General features: G+C 51.2%; 15 protein-coding genes. 6 read left to right on the top strand and 9 right to left on the bottom strand.

What is annotated here, in order from left to right:
• Window positions 1–65: 65 nt before the first annotated feature.
• The 9 genes from GWC94_RS06490 to GWC94_RS06450 all read right to left on the bottom strand — a co-directional run bounded on the left by GWC94_RS06490 (window position 66) and on the right by GWC94_RS06450 (window position 11652).
• The gene (locus GWC94_RS06490) at window positions 66–1301 is read right to left on the bottom strand and encodes an alkaline phosphatase family protein (protein WP_161834214.1); all 1236 of its coding nucleotides are present in this window, start codon (window positions 1299–1301) and stop codon (window positions 66–68) included.
• Window positions 1298–2413, bottom strand: coding sequence for a TIGR03364 family FAD-dependent oxidoreductase (locus GWC94_RS06485; RefSeq protein ID WP_161834213.1), 1116 nt, complete (start codon window positions 2411–2413; stop codon window positions 1298–1300). The genes GWC94_RS06490 and GWC94_RS06485 overlap by 4 nt, the downstream gene beginning before the upstream one ends.
• Complete coding sequence (locus GWC94_RS06480) at window positions 2410–3699, bottom strand: DUF5690 family protein (protein WP_161834212.1); 1290 nt, start codon at window positions 3697–3699, stop codon at window positions 2410–2412. Before GWC94_RS06480 ends, GWC94_RS06485 begins: the two co-directional genes overlap by 4 nt.
• Complete coding sequence (locus tag GWC94_RS06475; protein WP_161834211.1) at window positions 3696–4379, bottom strand: HAD family hydrolase; 684 nt, start codon at window positions 4377–4379, stop codon at window positions 3696–3698. Before GWC94_RS06475 ends, GWC94_RS06480 begins: the two co-directional genes overlap by 4 nt.
• A complete protein-coding gene (locus GWC94_RS06470; RefSeq protein WP_161834210.1) occupies window positions 4376–4960 on the bottom strand; it encodes a phosphonate degradation HD-domain oxygenase in 585 nt (194 codons plus the stop codon). The genes GWC94_RS06475 and GWC94_RS06470 overlap by 4 nt, the downstream gene beginning before the upstream one ends.
• A 1-nt stretch (window position 4961) precedes the next feature.
• Entirely contained in the window at window positions 4962–6047 is a 1086-nt protein-coding gene (locus tag GWC94_RS06465; RefSeq protein WP_161834209.1) for an alkaline phosphatase family protein, read from the bottom strand.
• 63 nt (window positions 6048–6110) lie between these two features.
• Complete coding sequence (locus GWC94_RS06460; protein ID WP_161834208.1) at window positions 6111–7670, bottom strand: SusD/RagB family nutrient-binding outer membrane lipoprotein; 1560 nt, start codon at window positions 7668–7670, stop codon at window positions 6111–6113.
• 21 nt (window positions 7671–7691) lie between these two features.
• Window positions 7692–10910 carry a SusC/RagA family TonB-linked outer membrane protein gene (locus GWC94_RS06455; protein WP_161834207.1) on the bottom strand — a complete coding sequence of 1073 codons (3219 nt, stop codon included), beginning with the start codon at window positions 10908–10910 and terminating at the stop codon, window positions 7692–7694.
• Window positions 10911–11070: 160 nt separating this feature from the next.
• On the bottom strand, window positions 11071–11652 hold the full coding sequence (locus GWC94_RS06450) for a helix-turn-helix domain-containing protein (protein ID WP_161834206.1): 582 nt from the start codon (window positions 11650–11652) through the stop codon (window positions 11071–11073).
• Window positions 11653–11943: 291 nt separating this feature from the next.
• Between GWC94_RS06450 and GWC94_RS06445 the strand changes: the two genes are divergently transcribed.
• The 6 genes from GWC94_RS06445 to GWC94_RS06420 are packed head-to-tail and all read left to right on the top strand — an operon-like array spanning window position 11944 to window position 16653.
• The gene (locus GWC94_RS06445; protein ID WP_161834205.1) at window positions 11944–12642 is read left to right on the top strand and encodes a Crp/Fnr family transcriptional regulator; all 699 of its coding nucleotides are present in this window, start codon (window positions 11944–11946) and stop codon (window positions 12640–12642) included.
• A 58-nt stretch (window positions 12643–12700) separates the two neighbouring features.
• The gene (locus tag GWC94_RS06440) at window positions 12701–13183 is read left to right on the top strand and encodes a hemerythrin domain-containing protein (protein WP_161834204.1); all 483 of its coding nucleotides are present in this window, start codon (window positions 12701–12703) and stop codon (window positions 13181–13183) included.
• A 6-nt stretch (window positions 13184–13189) separates the two neighbouring features.
• Window positions 13190–13618 (top strand): RrF2 family transcriptional regulator, encoded by a 429-nt coding sequence (locus tag GWC94_RS06435; protein ID WP_161834203.1) that lies wholly within the window; start codon window positions 13190–13192, stop codon window positions 13616–13618.
• Window positions 13619–13644: 26 nt separating this feature from the next.
• Window positions 13645–14925 (top strand): hypothetical protein, encoded by a 1281-nt coding sequence (locus GWC94_RS06430; RefSeq protein ID WP_161834202.1) that lies wholly within the window; start codon window positions 13645–13647, stop codon window positions 14923–14925.
• A 1-nt stretch (window position 14926) separates the two neighbouring features.
• Window positions 14927–15841: an iron-sulfur cluster repair di-iron protein gene (ric, locus tag GWC94_RS06425; protein WP_161834201.1), complete on the top strand. Its 915-nt coding sequence runs from the start codon at window positions 14927–14929 to the stop codon at window positions 15839–15841.
• A gap of 14 nt (window positions 15842–15855) precedes the next feature.
• Window positions 15856–16653 carry a DUF2249 domain-containing protein gene (locus GWC94_RS06420; RefSeq protein WP_161834200.1) on the top strand — a complete coding sequence of 266 codons (798 nt, stop codon included), beginning with the start codon at window positions 15856–15858 and terminating at the stop codon, window positions 16651–16653.

Here is a 16653-nt window from a genome sequence, read left to right as displayed (position 1 = left end):
ATACTACTTAACATAATATTAATTATAGGAAAATTGAAATTATCAAAATCCGGCCGGTAATCCAGCTATTTAAGAATCTTATCCCTTGGATACCAGGTATTTACCATATTAGCCGGTGTTACCAGCACGATCTTATAAAAAGTATCCGCTTCCAGCGGCTTGAAAGCAAACCGTTCGGCTGTTACGGGCAGCTCGGCGATCTCCTGGTAGCTGTCCGTGCCGCCGTCTTTGAACCGGTTGGTTTGTGCAATGCGGATCTTAACGGTTCCATTCCGGTCGATCGCTTTCCAGGTAACCAGTATGGAATCCTGCTGCTGTATGGCGGCGGGCCTGGCGATGGCCACGGGACCCGTCAGCGCCACGCCATCCAGCTCGGCCTGCTGTTCGGCCGGGATGGTAACAGACAGATGCCTGGCTATGGTGGGCAGTATATCGGTGATGGCGGGCTGGTATTGTTTTGCGTAGGCATTGGGGTGCCTGGCATTGGTATACAGCCAGGTGGTTCGCTCGCGGGCCGATTGTCCGCCATGGCCTTTGCCCGTGATGCTGTCGCGGCCATGGTCGGTGGTAATGATCAGCAGCCAGTCTTCCCCGAACGAGCGCTGGCGGTACTCGATCGCATCCCAGATCCTGCCCACCTGTTTATCGAGCTTGCCGATGGCATCGGCTAACTGTTCGCCGGTACCGTAACGATGGCCCATATCATCGGTGTATTCAAGATATACCCAGGAAAGATCCGGCGCATCGCGGCGGATGGATGCAGCCGCAGCTTCCGATACCTGCTCATCGATCAGGTGAATATAATGGCTCTGCCTGTCGTGCGGAAAACGCAGTGTGTCCAGTTCATACCCGTCAAACGCCCAATCCATTTTGATACCGCCGGTCTGCGGCAGTCCTTCCCCGATCAGTTTGGTCCGGTTATCTGTCCAGGTGGAATATACCGCGATTTTGCCACCGGGATACTGGTTCTTAAAAAGCCGGAAGATGGTCGGATACCGGTAGTTCGGGGCCCTGATATCGTTTCCCCATACATTGTGTTTGTTCACCCAGGTGCCGGTAAGCAGGCTGTTGTAACTGACCGCGGATATGGTTGGGGTTTGCGAATAAGCCGCTTTTTCTCCCCCCACATAAGCACGTGTATACATGCCGGCCGAAGCGATCCTGTCGAGGTTCGGATGGGCAACCGATTCGATGATATCCGCGGGAATACCGTCGGCGATCAGGAACAACACTTTTTTCACCGGCTGCGCTCCGGCAACAACTGCATTCAGTACAAAAAACAGCACCATTATTTTTTTCATAGGGAAGCAAACAGTTTTTCGGTTAATCCAAAAGAAAGGGTCATACCCGCACCGCCAAGCCCGTTCAATACAAAGGTATTTTCTTCCGGGTTCTCAAATACATAGGGCGCACCGTTGGTGAGTTTGGGATAAACGCCATGCCATTGCTGAATGGGTTTCCAGGTTTCGCAGTGCGCAAACCTGCAGAGATAATCCATGATCAGCCCGTTAACCGATGGTTTGTCAAACGGGTCTACCTCCATCGCATACTCATGTGAGTCACCCACCGTCAGCTCCCCCATCGTATTCTGTGATACCATCACATGGATACCGGCGGCAAGATAGTCCGGCAGTTCCGCCTGGTAACGTTTCCTGAGCGTTTCCAGCGATCCCGCTGCCGCAAACGAGGCATAATGGATCAGCGAAAGCCCGCCGCAGATGGCCGCACCGATTTCGGCAACAGGCGCAAAACGCATCATCTGCAGTTTGCACCTGGTAATGGGTAGGGCGCGGTACAACGCAGGGTACAGCGTTTCAAAATCCTGTCCGCCGCATACCACCACGATATCCGCCGGCAGCCATTCGTTTTCCAGTTTCACCGCACCGGTGCGGATATCGGATACCAGCCTGTTCCAGAGAAACCGCACCGCATATTTTTCTTCGAGATAAACGGGCAGTGATGCAATAGCCTGTCGCGGATCCACGATCAGTTCCTCTGCGGAATACAGTCCGCCGATCAGTCCCGCTGTTTTGATCACCGGATATTTTACGGCAATGGTTTCGGCAGCAACCAGCTGCACATTGCGGCCCTCGGAATGGAACCGTTCGCGCACTTCCTGCAGCACCGCCCATTCGTCTGCCTGATAGGCCACATGCAGGCTTCCCGCAGGCGTACAGGAAATAGTGCCGCCGCTGCCGATCTCTTTCCATATTTCTGCGGAACGTCTGGCCGCATCGTACAATTCGCCCGCAGGCTGGCCAACAGGCCATACCATGCCGAAGTTACGCACCGATGCACCGGAGGCCCGGCCTGCTCTTTCGATAACAGTTACCGCATAACCCCGCTGTGCCAGCGATCTGGCTGTGGCAAGACCGGCGATACCCGCCCCGATAACGATCGCTTTTTGCTTCATGTAAACTGTGGTTTGGGAATTTTTCTGTTGAAATAATATAAGGCCATCAGCGTAAGCGGTATCCCCAGCAGCGAAAAAACAACCACGCCATTGCTGTACAATACGCTCCACTGCGATCGGATATGAAAAAAAGTCTTTGCCATGATCACACCCACGCTGCCAAGGTAACCAAACGAATCCGCGAGGTACATCAGGAACCCCACATTGGCCAGCGATCCCAGCGCCGCAATCATTCGGTCGAACAGGATGCAGTTAAAAGGGATATAGCCGATATACAGTCCCAGTCCGGCCAGCAGCATCCACGCATAGCCATTCAGCCATCCGCTGATGAATAAAAAAGAACTCAGGCCCGAAACCACAAAACCCGCGAGAATGATCCAGTGGGTTAACCGGAACGCAACGGCGCTGTTGCGGATAAACATCATGCTGCTGATCAGCAGCAAAACAAAAAGCGTTATCGGTATTTCGGTTGAAGTGAATATTTCGGGCTGGTTGCCATAGCCCAGTTCTTTCCAGATGTCCGCCGCAAAATTATCGCGTATATCCCTGAAAATGGTCAGCAGCACATATACAACCACCAGCAGCACGATACCCGTGCTGAAACGCGCAAAGAACTTTTTGCGCTGTGCGGTATCCATCGGCGGCCGCGCCATTTTTACCTCGGTATCCGATGCAGATGGCGGGGGAATGCGTTCGAGTAATGCCAGCAGCAGCAGCAGCGGCAGCAAAAACACCAGACCTGTTACAAAAGGCACCCAGAACTCGGTTATATTCCATTGCACCATCAGCCATTTGGCCACGGACTTGACAAAACCGGAAGAAAAAATAAAGCTTACCGACAGCGATGCGCCGATCATATCGGTTGTTTTCCGACCCTCTACGAATGAGAACACCACGCCCCATATCATACCCAGGGGAAAACCGTTGATGAACAGGAAAGGAATGTTCCAGGGCGCGGGCACGATGGCGAACAGCAACAGGGCCAGCCAGGATACCATTACCAGTAACAGGATCGTGCGGGATCTTGCGCTTTTCTTCAATTCGGCTATGAACCGTATGCCATAGAATTTGCTGAACATATACCCCAGCACCTGGCATACCACCAATGCATCCTTATACGGTATGCCCAGTACACGCGGCTCGGTTTCAAAAGTTCCTACGGTAAAGGGTTTACGGAATGCGTATACGGTGGCATAGGTAAGAAAGGTGACCAGTGATGCATAGAGCGCAACGGACCAGTCCTTTCTGCCGGCAGTGAGTGCGGGTATCGTTATTCTCCTGCTCATGACAGCAGCGCCGGTACCTGCTCCAGCGTATCGATGATATGATCGGGTTTATACAGCGAGAGTTCTTCTCTTGTATAGGCGCCTGTGGTAACCCCTATCACCATGCCGCAGCCGGCATTTCTGCCCTCGAGTATGTCTACCATCGTATCACCCACTTTCACCACGTTGGCCGCATCCTGTATGCCAAACTGCTCCATCACCGATCGTATCATGAACGGATGCGGTCTCCCCTCGGGCACTTCATCGCTGCAGACAACTGCTTGTATGTGCGGATGGGTAAGCCAGTTCAGTTTTTTGAGGATGGCGTTGGTAATGCTTCGCGGGAAGCCGGTGTCGAGCGCCACTTTCCTGTTGGTTTCGTACAGCCATGCAAACAATTCCTCTGCAAACGGAAGCGGCACCAGGTCTTCCTGCCGCTCATAAAACGCAATCATATCGTTGTTGAACTGCTCGTGCACGCGATGGGCGATCTCCGCTATCTGCTGTTCATCAGTGAGACCGTGCTGTCTCAGGAGTATGTTCACCGCTTCTATTTTCCGGTATCCCATCACTTTATCTATCTCCGTTTCGGGAATATCGATATCCTCACCGGTAAAAGCCTGTTTCATTACGTTCGTGATATTGCCGCTGTCTTTTACCGTGGTGCCGGCAATATCAAATACTACTAAGTCTGTTCTCATACTGGTTGGTTATTGTTTTGCAGATGCTCCCGCATCAGGTTGCCGAAATGGGTGAGATCGGGCAGCGGAACATGCTCTTTTTTGGCAAGCTCATCCCATCTGCGCAGGGTGATATAAGATCCGTGCAGCGGATCCGATTCAAATGCCTTTGCTTCCGATTCATTCATCACGCCGCCCTGCAGCGCAAGGGTTTCCCTGCTTGCCGCGGATAATTTTTCGCAGTAAGCGGGATCGCTGTACGTGAGGTATCTTTTTGCTTCCACATGCGATGCCACCAGTCGGGCGATCTTTTCGGAGAAACCTTTTTCCCGGAGATAGTCCGCACCCAGTTTTTCATGATCCGCCACGCCAAAACCCTGCATATGCGCTACGGGCATGATGTGTTCGCACAGGTGGCCGATATCGTGGAAAAGAGCGGCGAGCACCATATCGGTATCATATCCCCCCTCCTCCGCCAGCTGCGCACACTGGCACATATGTTCTATCTGTGAAACCGGTTCGCCTATATAATCTTCGTTGCCGTAAGAACGGTAGAGTGCAAGGATCTCCCCCACCGTTTGCTCGATCTGCTCTCTGTTCATGCTATTTGTATATGGCTGTGATCGGTTTGGCCACCGGGTGTTCTGCCCTGAACTCGTGGCCCAATAGACCCGCAATGGTTGCTGCCAGCTGCTCCTGGTAAAGCTGACCGCCTGTTTTCGCCTCTCCCATTGCTTTTGTATCCGGGCCTATGGCGGCGATCCATATCTGTCCTGCTTCCGGGATCCTCTCTCCATGATGGCGCCAGTTGTTTTTGTCTTTATCACCCCGGCCATGATCGCAGGTGATGATCAGCGTGGTCTTGTCTTTGTATCCCGGTGTCGACTGAAGGTATTTCCACAGATCGGCGATCATCCGGTCTTCCGCATAGGCGCTGCCGAGGTACTGGTCGTATTCACCGCCATGCGCAAAATCGTCCGTTTCATCAAACGCGATATAGAGCACCCTGGGGCGGTAGGCTTTCAGGTATTCACGCGCCGACATATACGTAAGGATATCCGGGCGCACGCCGATGGGCCTGGTGGTGAGGAACTGCATATCGTTCAGCAACTGCAGTTTTTCATCCGGAAAGGATAGCGTATCATCGGCATTCACATAAATGCCGCTTCTCCATTTGTTCAAGATATAGGGAAACACATCCCAGGTTGAAAATGCAGCGATCTTTCCTTCAAAACCCGGTTGGTTATTCAGGTATTCCAGCACATTGGTATTCTTATTGCGGATCTTGTCGTTCGAGTTCACAGCCGTATCAGGATAGCCTGTAAAAATTTCGTTGTAACCGGGATAGGAGAACTGGTACTTGTTTGCGTTGTTGACCTTGTTATCGTAGCGGCGGTTACCGTAGATCTGCCCTTTTGCCGCAATTTCCGTCCATATGAACGGAAACAATTTCTTTCTTCTTTCCTCCAGGTCTTCCGCCCAGAACCGTTTGTGGGTGCCGTTGCTGTCTTTTGTAAATTGTTTGTTCTGCAGCAGTGCGCGGTCAGCGCCGCCAAACAGTTCCTGCCAGCGCATGCCATCGAGGGTTACGATCACCACGTTTTCAGTGGCACGCTGGGCATGGGATGCTGAAATGCCACCGATCATTGCCGTCAATACGAATGCTGTATACAATAACCTGTTTTTCATAATGGTGTTTTTATAGGAAGGCAGGGCCTGAAAAGACCCCGCCTGTACAACTGTTGATAAAAATTATTTATTGATCCAGAGATCGGCATTGATATCATCCACGCCATTCGAGAACTGTCGCTGCAATGCGGTTTTCAGGTTCGCATTGTTGGTGGCCAGTTCCGATGTGGGATAAAGAAATCTTTTTGCCACACGCTGGCTGTTGCCCGTGCCCGGCCCGGTAAGAAAACCGGGTACGCCCGTTCTGCGCCAGTTGTAGTAGGCTTCCCAGCCGCTGTTCTGGAAGAAAGCCAGGTATTTCTGCAGTACGATCTGCGAAAGACCTGTTGCATTGTTGCCATTGTATTTTACGGCAGACTGGTTATAATATGCATCCGCATCGTAGCTGATCACATAACTGTTGTAATCGTTCAGCGTACCGCCGGGTTTCTGGAAGTACACGGTATTGTTTCCGTTAACGATGCCATAGAAACCGATAGAGGCGTCGATGCCTTTGCGGTACCAGCTTTCTGCGTTACCGCTGATCCATCCACGGTTAACAGCTTCTGCGATATTGAAACACATTTCCGCATATCCGATCTGGATATTGGCCTCTGCGGTATAGGTGCTGTAATACCGTTTGCGGTTGATGAACGAATACTCGCCGTTACCTGCCTTGGTGCTCATATCAGCAAGGTCTTCGCCGCTGCTGGCGCCGAGGAAGGCCGCAAACGATGTGGGTGCCGCGCCTGCCGCCACACGCTTGGCAGCGGGTTCTGCCGTTACAAAAGTTCTCGGGTCCTGCAGCGCTACCAGGTTGTTCAGGTAAGTGGCCGCCGTATTATACCGGGTTGCATCGAAACCGAAATTATCGGGGTTGGTGGGATACTTGTTGAAGGTGCTGTTGTACACATACTGCAGGTTCTCGCCCATGCCGCCGAAAAGCGGGTATTTATCCGGATCAGCGATCACCGCTGCAAACCTGGTTTTTACGGCCAGGTCTGTATCCGCTTCTTTCCTGCTCAGCGAAATCAGTACGCGCAGTTTGAACGCATTGATCGCCTTCTGCCATTTACGCAGGTCGTTATTGTAATAATAATCACCGGTCAGCGTATTGGTTCCCTTGGTGATCAGCTGCGCCAGGTCTGTGTTGGCATCATCCAGCCATTTGAGCACCTGTACAAACACGTCTTTCTGCGTATCGTACTTGGGTGTGGCCACGTTCAGACCCTGAACGGCTTCGCTCAGCGGCAGGTCACCCACACGCATGGACAGGTCATAGTAAAAGAATGCACGGAAGAACTTGCCCAGTGCGCTGTACGGGTTCTGCGCGGCAGCCCCGCCGGCTATCGCTTCCTGTTCCATCTTGCCGATATTCTTCAGCGTATTGTATGGGTTAAACGAAACATTGGTCCAGTTGTATTCCTGGTTGCCGTAATAGTTGTAATTACAGTTGCTGTACTGGTTCCAGCGATGCGGGAGCGACCATGCCGGCTGGGTAAAATCATTCAGCACGGAACTCAGCACCAGCGAGGGCGGTACGTTTACGGGACGGTTGGTGTCTTTTTTCAGATCGTCAAAACTCTTCACGCATCCCGTCATAACGGAACCGATCAATAATGTGGAAAGGAGTATCTTTTTCATCGTTGTAATCGATTTACAGGATTAGAATGTGAGGTTGATGTTGATGCCGTAACGACGCATGGTCGGTGTTTGCAGACCCGACGAGGTCTGTCCGCCGGCATACTGGTCAATGTCAACGTCTTTGTAGCGATTGCCGTCTTTGATAAAGTAGAGCAGGTTTCTGCCGACAAGCGATACACTTGCAGAACGGACGAATGATTTCCTGCCGAATACGCTTACAGGCAGGCTATACCCGATGGTCACTTCCCTGAGTTTGAAATAGGTCTTGCTCATCAGGTTTCCCTCGGAAGTGCCGTTGTAACGGCTGATATAGTCCTGCAGGAAGGTTGGGATATTGTTTGTGGTGAACTGCAGTTTATCGAAATTGGTCACCGCACCTGTTGCCGGATCGTATTGTATCGGTGTGGCATTGCTTACGATAACGCCGTCGCCGATATAGGATTTGATGCCCTTGTAATCCTGGTAACGCGCATCGCCCATTTTACCCTGTACGGTTTCAATGTTTCTTCCGCCGCGGAACGTCTGTTTACGCACATAGTCCTCCATGATGCCGCCTACCCTTCCGTCGAACTGGAACGATAAACTGAAGTTCTTATAGTTAAAACGGTTGTTCAGGCCCCAAACCCAGTCAGGATCTGCATAGCCTTTGAACTGCGCGATCGGGTTAACGATCGGCCTGCCCCCTGCATCGTTGATCAAAGCGCCATCGGGAGTGCGTACAAACGAACCGACATATACCTTATCAAGCCTGTCGCCCTTGCGGTAAAAAGTGTTCAGCACATTCACGCCTTCGGGAAGTTCCGCCAGTCTGCGGCGGTAGGTGCTCCAGTTGAGCAATACATCCCAGCTGAAATCCTTTGTTTTGATCGCCTGTCCGCTGACCGATATCTCCAGGCCATTGGTCCTGTTTTTCACCGCATTGGTGATAAAGGAATTGTAGCCCGTCGTCTGTGAGAGTGGCTTGTTATAGATCTGCGGTCCGTCGGTGTTGGAATAGAATGCCACATCGAGCCCCAGCCTGTTCTTAAGAAATTTCATATCCAGACCCAGCTCGATCGTTGAACGGCTGTCGGGTGCGATGGCCGGATCGATGATGTTATTGGGATAAGTTGCGTAAGGCTGGTTGTTGTAGCCCAGCGCGGTATTATACGGTGTAACCAGCGAATAGGTTGGTCCGTCGTAAGACGACTGGTATTCGCTGCCATACCCCAGCGGGTAAGATGCATTGGGTGTGGCGCCGATATAAGACGATACGCTGGAACCCGCGCTCTTCACATTTGCATAAGATCCGCGTATTTTCAGGAACGAGATCGCTTTCGGCAGCGTTACGTAATCGGAGATCACCGTATTGGCCGATACCGAAGGATAGAAATAAGATTTGTTCAGCGTTGATATCTTATCCACTCTTCCCGTCGTATTCAGGTTGGCATATTTGCCAAGCGAAAGGTCTACAGAATAGTAACCGCTCAGCACGCGCATTTCGCTGTTAAAGCTGTACGCCTTGATGGGGTTACGGCTGTTGGCAAATGTGTACACATTCGGAACGTTGAGGTAATCGGTGGTTACAAAACTGGATTTATAAGTGAAGTTCCGCAGGTTACCTCCCACGAATGCATTCAGTCCTACAAAACCAAACGTATTGTTGTATTTCGCCATCACCTCGGTATTGTTCTCGAACAGCGAACGTTTGTCTTCACGGTAGTCGCCCTTGTTCTCTTCGCGGCCATAGGGGTGTGCGGAGAAAGGCATTTTTTCCGTGCGCAGCAGGTCGTAAGTGGTTACGGCTGTCCTCGCCATCAGTTCGGCATGTTTGCCGATCTTCTGTGTAAGCGATGCATAGCCGTAGATATCTGTTTTGTAATGCCCGCGCAGCCATTCATAAACCATGAAATACGGGTTATGGTAACGCTGGTATTCTGCATAAATGCTTTGAACGCCTTCTTTACCGGGCTGCCAGTAATTGCGCATGGCATCGATATCCCAGTCGGCGCCGCCCCATACGGTAATGTTATAGATCATACTGTTGGGGCCATAGTTCACATCAGGAAAATTGGGTGTGTACTGGCGATTGTAATTGAGCTGCCCATCCAGTTTCAGGTTATCCGAAAAACGGTAACCGGTGTTGATATTGAAATTGGTAATGTTCAGCTGGGTATTGGGTACGATACCCCGCTGGTAGGTATGCGACATAGACATACGGATATCGTATTTGTCTGTGCTCGATGAAACAGCGATGTTATTGGTGGCGAGCAAACCCGGGCGGATAAATCTTTTCAGATTGTCTTTTCCGCGCGCCGTCCAGGGTGTGCCTTTGCGAACGCCTGTAACGGGGTCCACCGGACTGTCGTACTGCGGTATCAGCTGTCCTTCAAATTTGGGTCCCCATACATCGTAGTCACCATCGTTCAGGCCACCGCCTTTTCCGTCTACGAATGCATATTTACCGTGGTCGCCGGGACCGTATTCATCCTGTGTGCGGGGCAAGGCAATGAATCCCTTCTCCAGCATGGTGCTGCTGTTGAATTCGATGGAGAATCCGCGTTTGTCCCTCGATCCCTTCTTGGTGGTGATGATGATGGCACCGCGTTGCCCGCGGTAACCATACAGCGCCGAGGCAACCGAACCTTTCAGTACGGTGATGTTCTCGATATCGTCGGGAGATACATTCCAGGTATCGGAGTTGATGGGAATACCGTCGATCACATAGAGATCAATGCTGGATCCGCGCAGCAATACCTGCGGACGGCCAAGCAGTTCGGGAGAGATGCCCACCGTAAGACCCGCGATCTTGCCGGTAAGCGAGGCAACAGGATTCTGCTCCCTGGCTTTTACCAGGTCTGCACCTTTGATCTCCTGCGTTGCATAGCTTACCAGTTTCTTCTCTTTTTTCACACCCAGCGCGGTGATCACCACATCTTCCAGCCTGTTGGCGGATGGGTTGAGCCTGAAGGAATGCTGCTCGCCGGTAACCGTGGTTTCCATCGCATCATATCCCACATAATTCACCACCAGCCGGCTGTTCTTTGCGGCTGTAATCGAAAATGCACCGCCGGCATCGGTAACGGTACCGGAGTTGGCGTTTTTAACACGAACGGCTGCCCCTTCAACAGGTTTGCCGGTAACCGCATCGGTAACGGTACCTCTCACCTGCAGGGTTTGCCCGAAAAGCATACCGGCACACAGCAGCATGACCGGAAGCAGTAAGACTACGCGAAGACGTAGTTGGATGTTTGGCTTCATAAACAGTGGTTAAGTTGTTTGCGGGCCAAAACTATCCGTCCAATATTACCGAAATGGTTACTTTAGATTAACAAAAAGTAAAGTGTGGTTAAACTTTACGTGGAAATAGTTGGGAATTATTTACAAATAATAAACTTTTGTCAACAAAACGTTAACGGGGTTATACAGCACGTTTTTTGAAGAAATACACCACCAGCAGCAGCGCGTCTTCCGTGCCTGTATTAACGGGGTTATGCTGTTCGGATGCATCAAAGAAGAGTGAATCGCCCTCTTCCATCTCGTAAGTCTCCTCTCCTATATAATAAGTAACGCTGCCGCTGATCAGGTATTTGAACTCCCAGGCATCGGTGCTCACCATCGGCCGCCGGGCATCGGGTGTTAAGCGCAGCAGCACAAAATCCACATGACTGTCTTCCACCACGGTTGAAAAAAGACGCTGGTAATAAAAGCCCTGCGCATTCTCTTTTTCAAACGAGGTGTTAGCTGATTTTTTGCGGTGGATGACTTTGTTGTCTGCCGGCAGCAGGTTGATGTCTTTAAAAAAATCGTTGAAATCGATATTGAGCGACCGGATCAGGTTTAACAGCACCGGCAGCGAAGGAATGGCGCGGCTGTTTTCCACCTGGCTCAGCATGGCTTTGGATACGCCTGCCGATTCGGACAGTTCCTGCAGGGTAACGTTTTTTTCCTTGCGCAGGTTCTTGATGCGGTTACTGATTTGGATGATGATGTCTTCTTTCATGGTTAACGCGATGCGCAAAGTTAATCCGCCGGCCAACAGCCGCGTCGTTAAATCGGCAGACGGTGCAGCGCATCGGCATACCGGTATAAAAACCGATGCCAGCATATAAAAAGAAAAATCTGTGGTTGCTGAAGGGCCGGTATATGACGAATATCATATCTCCGCCAACCGGTATCATTCTCCGTCGCGGTACAATGGCGTCAATTTGCATCGATCATGTCTGTTATGCGGGATAAAGAATCTTTTGCCTTGGCAGCCGGCTGTAGATCCTGTCTTTCAAAAAGCAGGACGGTGTTTTATTTCCTCAGTGCCGAAGAAATGGCTTTTTTAGAGGAACATACCACCCATACCCTGTACCGGAAAGGACAAACCGTTTTTCACGAGAACGGCAATCCACTCGGTATTTACTGGATACATACCGGAAAAATCAAGATTGCGCGCAGCGGCAGCGATGGCAGGGAGCAGATCGTACGGCTGGTAAAAGAGGGCGACCTGTTCGGGTACCGCGCCTTGTGCAGCAACACGCCGTACAATGCCAGCGCGGTTACGCTGGAGGATACGGGCGTTTGTTTTATTCCCAGGGATCTTTTTTTCAACACGCTTCGGGTGAACAGCAAACTGTGTATCGCCCTGATCAAACTGTTATCGCAGGAGCTGGGAAAAGCCGAACAGCATGTCACCGACCTGGCACAGAAATCCGTCAGGGAAAGAATAGCGGAAGCATTGCTGGTGCTGAAAGATACCTACGGACTGGAAAGCGATAACGCCACCCTCGGCATCTGCCTGTCGCGCGAGGATATCGCCAACCTGGTGGGTACGGCTACCGCAACGGTTATCCGGTTACTGGCGGTTTTGCGGCAGGAGAAGATCATCGATTTTTCGGGTAAAAAAATAAAGCTACTCGATATGAGCAGACTGGTGGCCGAAGCGGATGCGGGCACCCCGGTGTACCGCAACCCTGTTTTTCCCGGAACAGCCAATCGGAACTGATTCAGGATAAAAAGACATTTTTATCTTTTATGTATAAAACAAGTAACTTTGCCTGACCATGAAACCAAATCCGATCAAACGAAGCAATGAGCTGGCGCCTTTATCGCGCGATCACCACCATGGGCTGCTGTTGTGCTGGAAGATCAGGGCCGGTATCAAAAACAGTATTGCGCCGGAACGGATTGCCGGTTACCTGGTGTATTGCTTCGACGGGGAACTGAGGGAACATTTCAGACAGGAAGAAACCCTGCTGTTCTCTTTGCTGCCCGATGAGGATGATACGAAAAAAGAAGCGCTGAAACAGCATGATTTTCTGTATTCGCTCGAAGCGGCGATTGCTGCTGAAAGCGGCGGCACGGATTCCCTGCTGCAGTTTGCAGATGCACTCGAAGCGCATATCCGTTTTGAAGAACGGCAATTGTTTCCCTATATCGAACAAACCGTTGCACCGCTTGTCTTACAAACCGCGGGAGAACTGATCAACAAAGCGCATCATCCGTTTAACGGGGAATGGGCGGATGCGTTCTGGATAAAAAAATAACCGATTATGTTTTCGAAATCCTGTGAATACGGTATCCGGGCGGCGGTGTACATCGCTTCCGAGGCACACGAAGGCCATAAGGTGGGCATCGCCGAAATATGCAGGCATATAGAAGCACCCCGTCATTTCACCGCCAAAATACTGCAGACCCTGAGCCGGCGTAATATCATCAGCTCACAAAAAGGGATCAACGGCGGTTTTTACCTGGACGACAGCCAGAAAAAAAAATCCATCAAAGAGATCGTTGAAGCCATCGACGGCAACGGGCTGTTTACCGGCTGTGGCCTTGGTTTAAAACGCTGTTCCGAAACCAAGCCCTGCCCTATCCATAAACAGTTTAAGGAAATCAGGAGAAAACTGACGGAAATGATGGAAGGAAAGGATATCGGTACGCTGGCAATACAGCTGAAAAAAGGCCGGGTGGTACTGATGTAAATTTTTTAGAATAAAAAAAGACAAAAATGTCCTTTTTGTTGGGCGCTGAAAATAAAATACGTTTCTGGATCAGCATCAGTCTGGTGAACCTGGCCCTGGTGGCTTTTCTCGGCCTGGTATTGAGAAGTAAAATACTTTTCTCCATTCCCTTTCTCGATTTCAAGCATATACTGCATGCGCATTCCCATTTTGCATTTGGCGGTTGGGTGGCCCTGGCATTGCTGGCGCTGCTCACCCATTATCTATTGCCTGCCGGTCTGCGTACGGCAAAGATTTTCCGGTACACAATCGCCGGTACGCTTGTAACAGCTTATGGTATGCTTGCCGGCTTTATCTGGCAGGGATATGCTTTTCTGAGCATCCTGTTCTCCACCTTATTTATCCTGGTATCCTATGTGTTCGCTTTTGTCTTTATCCGGGAGATCCGCCGGGCAGCGCTCAGCAGGCAGGTAAAAATGCTTGCGGCAAGCGCCGTGCTGTATATGGTGTTGTCTTCGGTAGGTCCTTTTACCCTGGCTTACCTGATGGCAACCCGGTCTCAGAACCTTTACCTGTACAAGGATGCCATTTATACCTATCTGCATTTACAGTACAATGGTTTTTTTACGCTTTCGGTCTTTGCGCTGCTCCTGCATTACCTGGATCTGCAGGGTACTGCTATCCGGTGGTTTGGCCGGTTGCTGAATGCCTCGGTGCTGCCCTCCCTGTTTCTCTCTTACCTCTGGCATTATCCCGGCACTTTTACCGCCGCCATGGCCATTGCCGGCAGTGTGCTTACCGCCGCCTGTCTGGTTTGTTTTCTGTACGCGCTTCCCTTGTTGCAAACCGCGGCCGCGCGTGTATACCGTCCGGCAAAAACGATCGCCTCGATCGCCCTCACAGCGTTTGCGCTGAAGATGCTGTTCCAGGCGGTGCTGATCATACCCTCGCTGGGTGAACGGGTATTTTCAAACAGACCGGTTATTATCGGATTCCTGCACCTGGTGCTGTTGGGGTTTGTGTCGGTTTTTCTGCTGGCTTATTTTATCGAAAGGGGTTTGTTATCGTATAAAAAAGCAGCGGTGGCGGTCTGGACTTTTATCATCGGTATTGTGCTTAATGAACTTGTGTTGTTTACCCAGGGACTGGGATTTATGCTGCTGTTCAGCAGTTCGGCGATTAACTGGCTGCTGCTGGCGGCCGCATGCTGCCTGTTTGCCGGTGCAGCCCTGATCGCTTACCGGTGCATGACACGTCCGTTTTGGCTGCAGACCGGCAGCAGCGTTGACAACAACCGTATATTTTCTTTCAACAATAAAATCAACTAAGATGGAAACTGTATTTATCGATGTGACGGCACTGGAACCGAGAATGAAACACCCTGTTATCTTTACTGCATTTGACGATATCGCCGAAGGCACCGCGGTGGTTATACACAACGATCATGATCCCAAGCCGCTTTATTACCAGTTGCTGGGCGAAAGGGGTAACTGCTTTTCCTGGACCTATCTTTTGAACGGGCCCGAGGTATGGGAGGTGGAAATAAAAAAGAACAGCCGGACCGCTGAAACCGTTGGCGAGATGGCGGCAAAAGATATGCGGAAAGCGGAATTGCTCAAGCGCCTGGGAATCGATTTCTGCTGCGGCGGCAAACGCTCGCTGGAGCAGGCATGCGATGAGAAAGGACTGGATGTGCTAAGGGTAAGACAGCAGCTGGAAGAGGAAGACAAAAAACCGGCCGCCGGCTCACAACCCGATTTCACTTCCTTTAAGCCTGCCTTTCTCGCGGATTATATTGTAAACGTACACCATGCTTATGTTTACCAGAACGCACCGCTGATTGAAGAACTGTCGCAGAAAGTTGCCGCGCATCATGGCGCCGGTCTGCCTTTTTTACACCAGGTAGCGCAGAAGACCAGCGAACTGGTATCCGAACTGCTTACCCACCTCAAAAAAGAGGAAGCGGTTCTGTTCCCCGCCATCCGGTTACTGGAGACAGAAGGAAAAGCAGTGTTTGCTTCTTTGAAGGAACCCATTTATATGATGGAGCGGGATCATGATATCGCAGGAGAACTGACCCGCGAGATCCGCACGCTTACATCAGATTACACCGTGCCCGAAGACGCCTGTAACAGCCTGCGGATGCTGTACCACAAACTGGCTGCATTCGAAAGCGACCTGCTGCAGCATATACACCTCGAGAACAATATCCTTTTCCCCAAAGCGCTGGCTATGGCGAAATGATTCAATCCAATGATATGAAAACGGTAAATGCCGCCACAAAAATTGCGGCCCTGATACAGGCCGATCCGGCCGCTATCGATGCCATCGCCGAGATAAATCCTCATTTTAAAAAACTGCGGAATCCGGTGCTTCGCAAAATGCTGGCTTCACGTGTTACCATCGCCGACGCGGCAAGGATCGGGAAATGCAGCGTGGAGGATTTCTTTGCGAAACTGCGTCCACGGGGATTTGTTGTCGGCGATGAGGATGTGTTTTCACCGCCGGCGGAAAAGCCGGGAAAGATCACGGTTCCGGACAGGCCATTTGACCTGCGGCTGGATGTGAGAGCGGATATTGAAAACGGCCATGACCCGTTCAGGAAGATCATGCACAGTGTATCCGCCCTGGAACCGGGGCAGACACTGCTGCTCATCAATTTGTTCGAGCCCGTGCCGCTGATCCGCCTGTTGCGGGATAAGCAGTATACGGCCGAAACGGTTCAGGCAAGCGAGAACGAAGTGCATACCTATATCAGCAGAGGCGAAGCAGGCGGCAGCATTGAAGAGACTGCGGAAGCCGGCGGGGCCTTCGACACGATCCGCGAAAGATTCGCCAACCGGATGCAGGTGATAGACGTACGTGACCTGCCCATGCCGCAGCCCATGATGACCATTCTGAACGCGCTGGAATCGCTGCCGGATAATACGGCCCTGTTTGTTCACCACAAAAGGATACCCAGGTTCTTATTGCCCGAATTGAAACAAAAAAATTTCGAAGTTGTTTTTCAGCAGGCCGGTGATGGCGTACAGCTCGTCATTTATAAAAAGCAATAG

Source organism: Sediminibacterium soli (genome assembly GCF_009939225.1).
In the GTDB taxonomy this organism is placed as follows: domain Bacteria; phylum Bacteroidota; class Bacteroidia; order Chitinophagales; family Chitinophagaceae; genus Sediminibacterium; species Sediminibacterium soli.
This window is presented reverse-complemented; position numbering and strand designations above follow the sequence as displayed.

Coding starts and splice junctions, on each gene's coding strand:
- GWC94_RS06490 (WP_161834214.1), bottom strand. CDS start 1,301: ATGAAAAAAATAATGGTGCTGTTTTTTGTACTGAATGCAGTTGTTGCC.
- GWC94_RS06485 (WP_161834213.1), bottom strand. CDS start 2,413: ATGAAGCAAAAAGCGATCGTTATCGGGGCGGGTATCGCCGGTCTTGCC.
- GWC94_RS06480 (WP_161834212.1), bottom strand. CDS start 3,699: ATGAGCAGGAGAATAACGATACCCGCACTCACTGCCGGCAGAAAGGAC.
- GWC94_RS06475 (WP_161834211.1), bottom strand. CDS start 4,379: ATGAGAACAGACTTAGTAGTATTTGATATTGCCGGCACCACGGTAAAA.
- GWC94_RS06470 (WP_161834210.1), bottom strand. CDS start 4,960: ATGAACAGAGAGCAGATCGAGCAAACGGTGGGGGAGATCCTTGCACTC.
- GWC94_RS06465 (WP_161834209.1), bottom strand. CDS start 6,047: ATGAAAAACAGGTTATTGTATACAGCATTCGTATTGACGGCAATGATC.
- GWC94_RS06460 (WP_161834208.1), bottom strand. CDS start 7,670: ATGAAAAAGATACTCCTTTCCACATTATTGATCGGTTCCGTTATGACG.
- GWC94_RS06455 (WP_161834207.1), bottom strand. CDS start 10,910: ATGAAGCCAAACATCCAACTACGTCTTCGCGTAGTCTTACTGCTTCCG.
- GWC94_RS06450 (WP_161834206.1), bottom strand. CDS start 11,652: ATGAAAGAAGACATCATCATCCAAATCAGTAACCGCATCAAGAACCTG.
- GWC94_RS06440 (WP_161834204.1), top strand. CDS start 12,701: ATGAAACCAAATCCGATCAAACGAAGCAATGAGCTGGCGCCTTTATCG.
- GWC94_RS06435 (WP_161834203.1), top strand. CDS start 13,190: ATGTTTTCGAAATCCTGTGAATACGGTATCCGGGCGGCGGTGTACATC.
- GWC94_RS06430 (WP_161834202.1), top strand. CDS start 13,645: ATGTCCTTTTTGTTGGGCGCTGAAAATAAAATACGTTTCTGGATCAGC.
- ric (WP_161834201.1), top strand. CDS start 14,927: ATGGAAACTGTATTTATCGATGTGACGGCACTGGAACCGAGAATGAAA.
- GWC94_RS06420 (WP_161834200.1), top strand. CDS start 15,856: ATGAAAACGGTAAATGCCGCCACAAAAATTGCGGCCCTGATACAGGCC.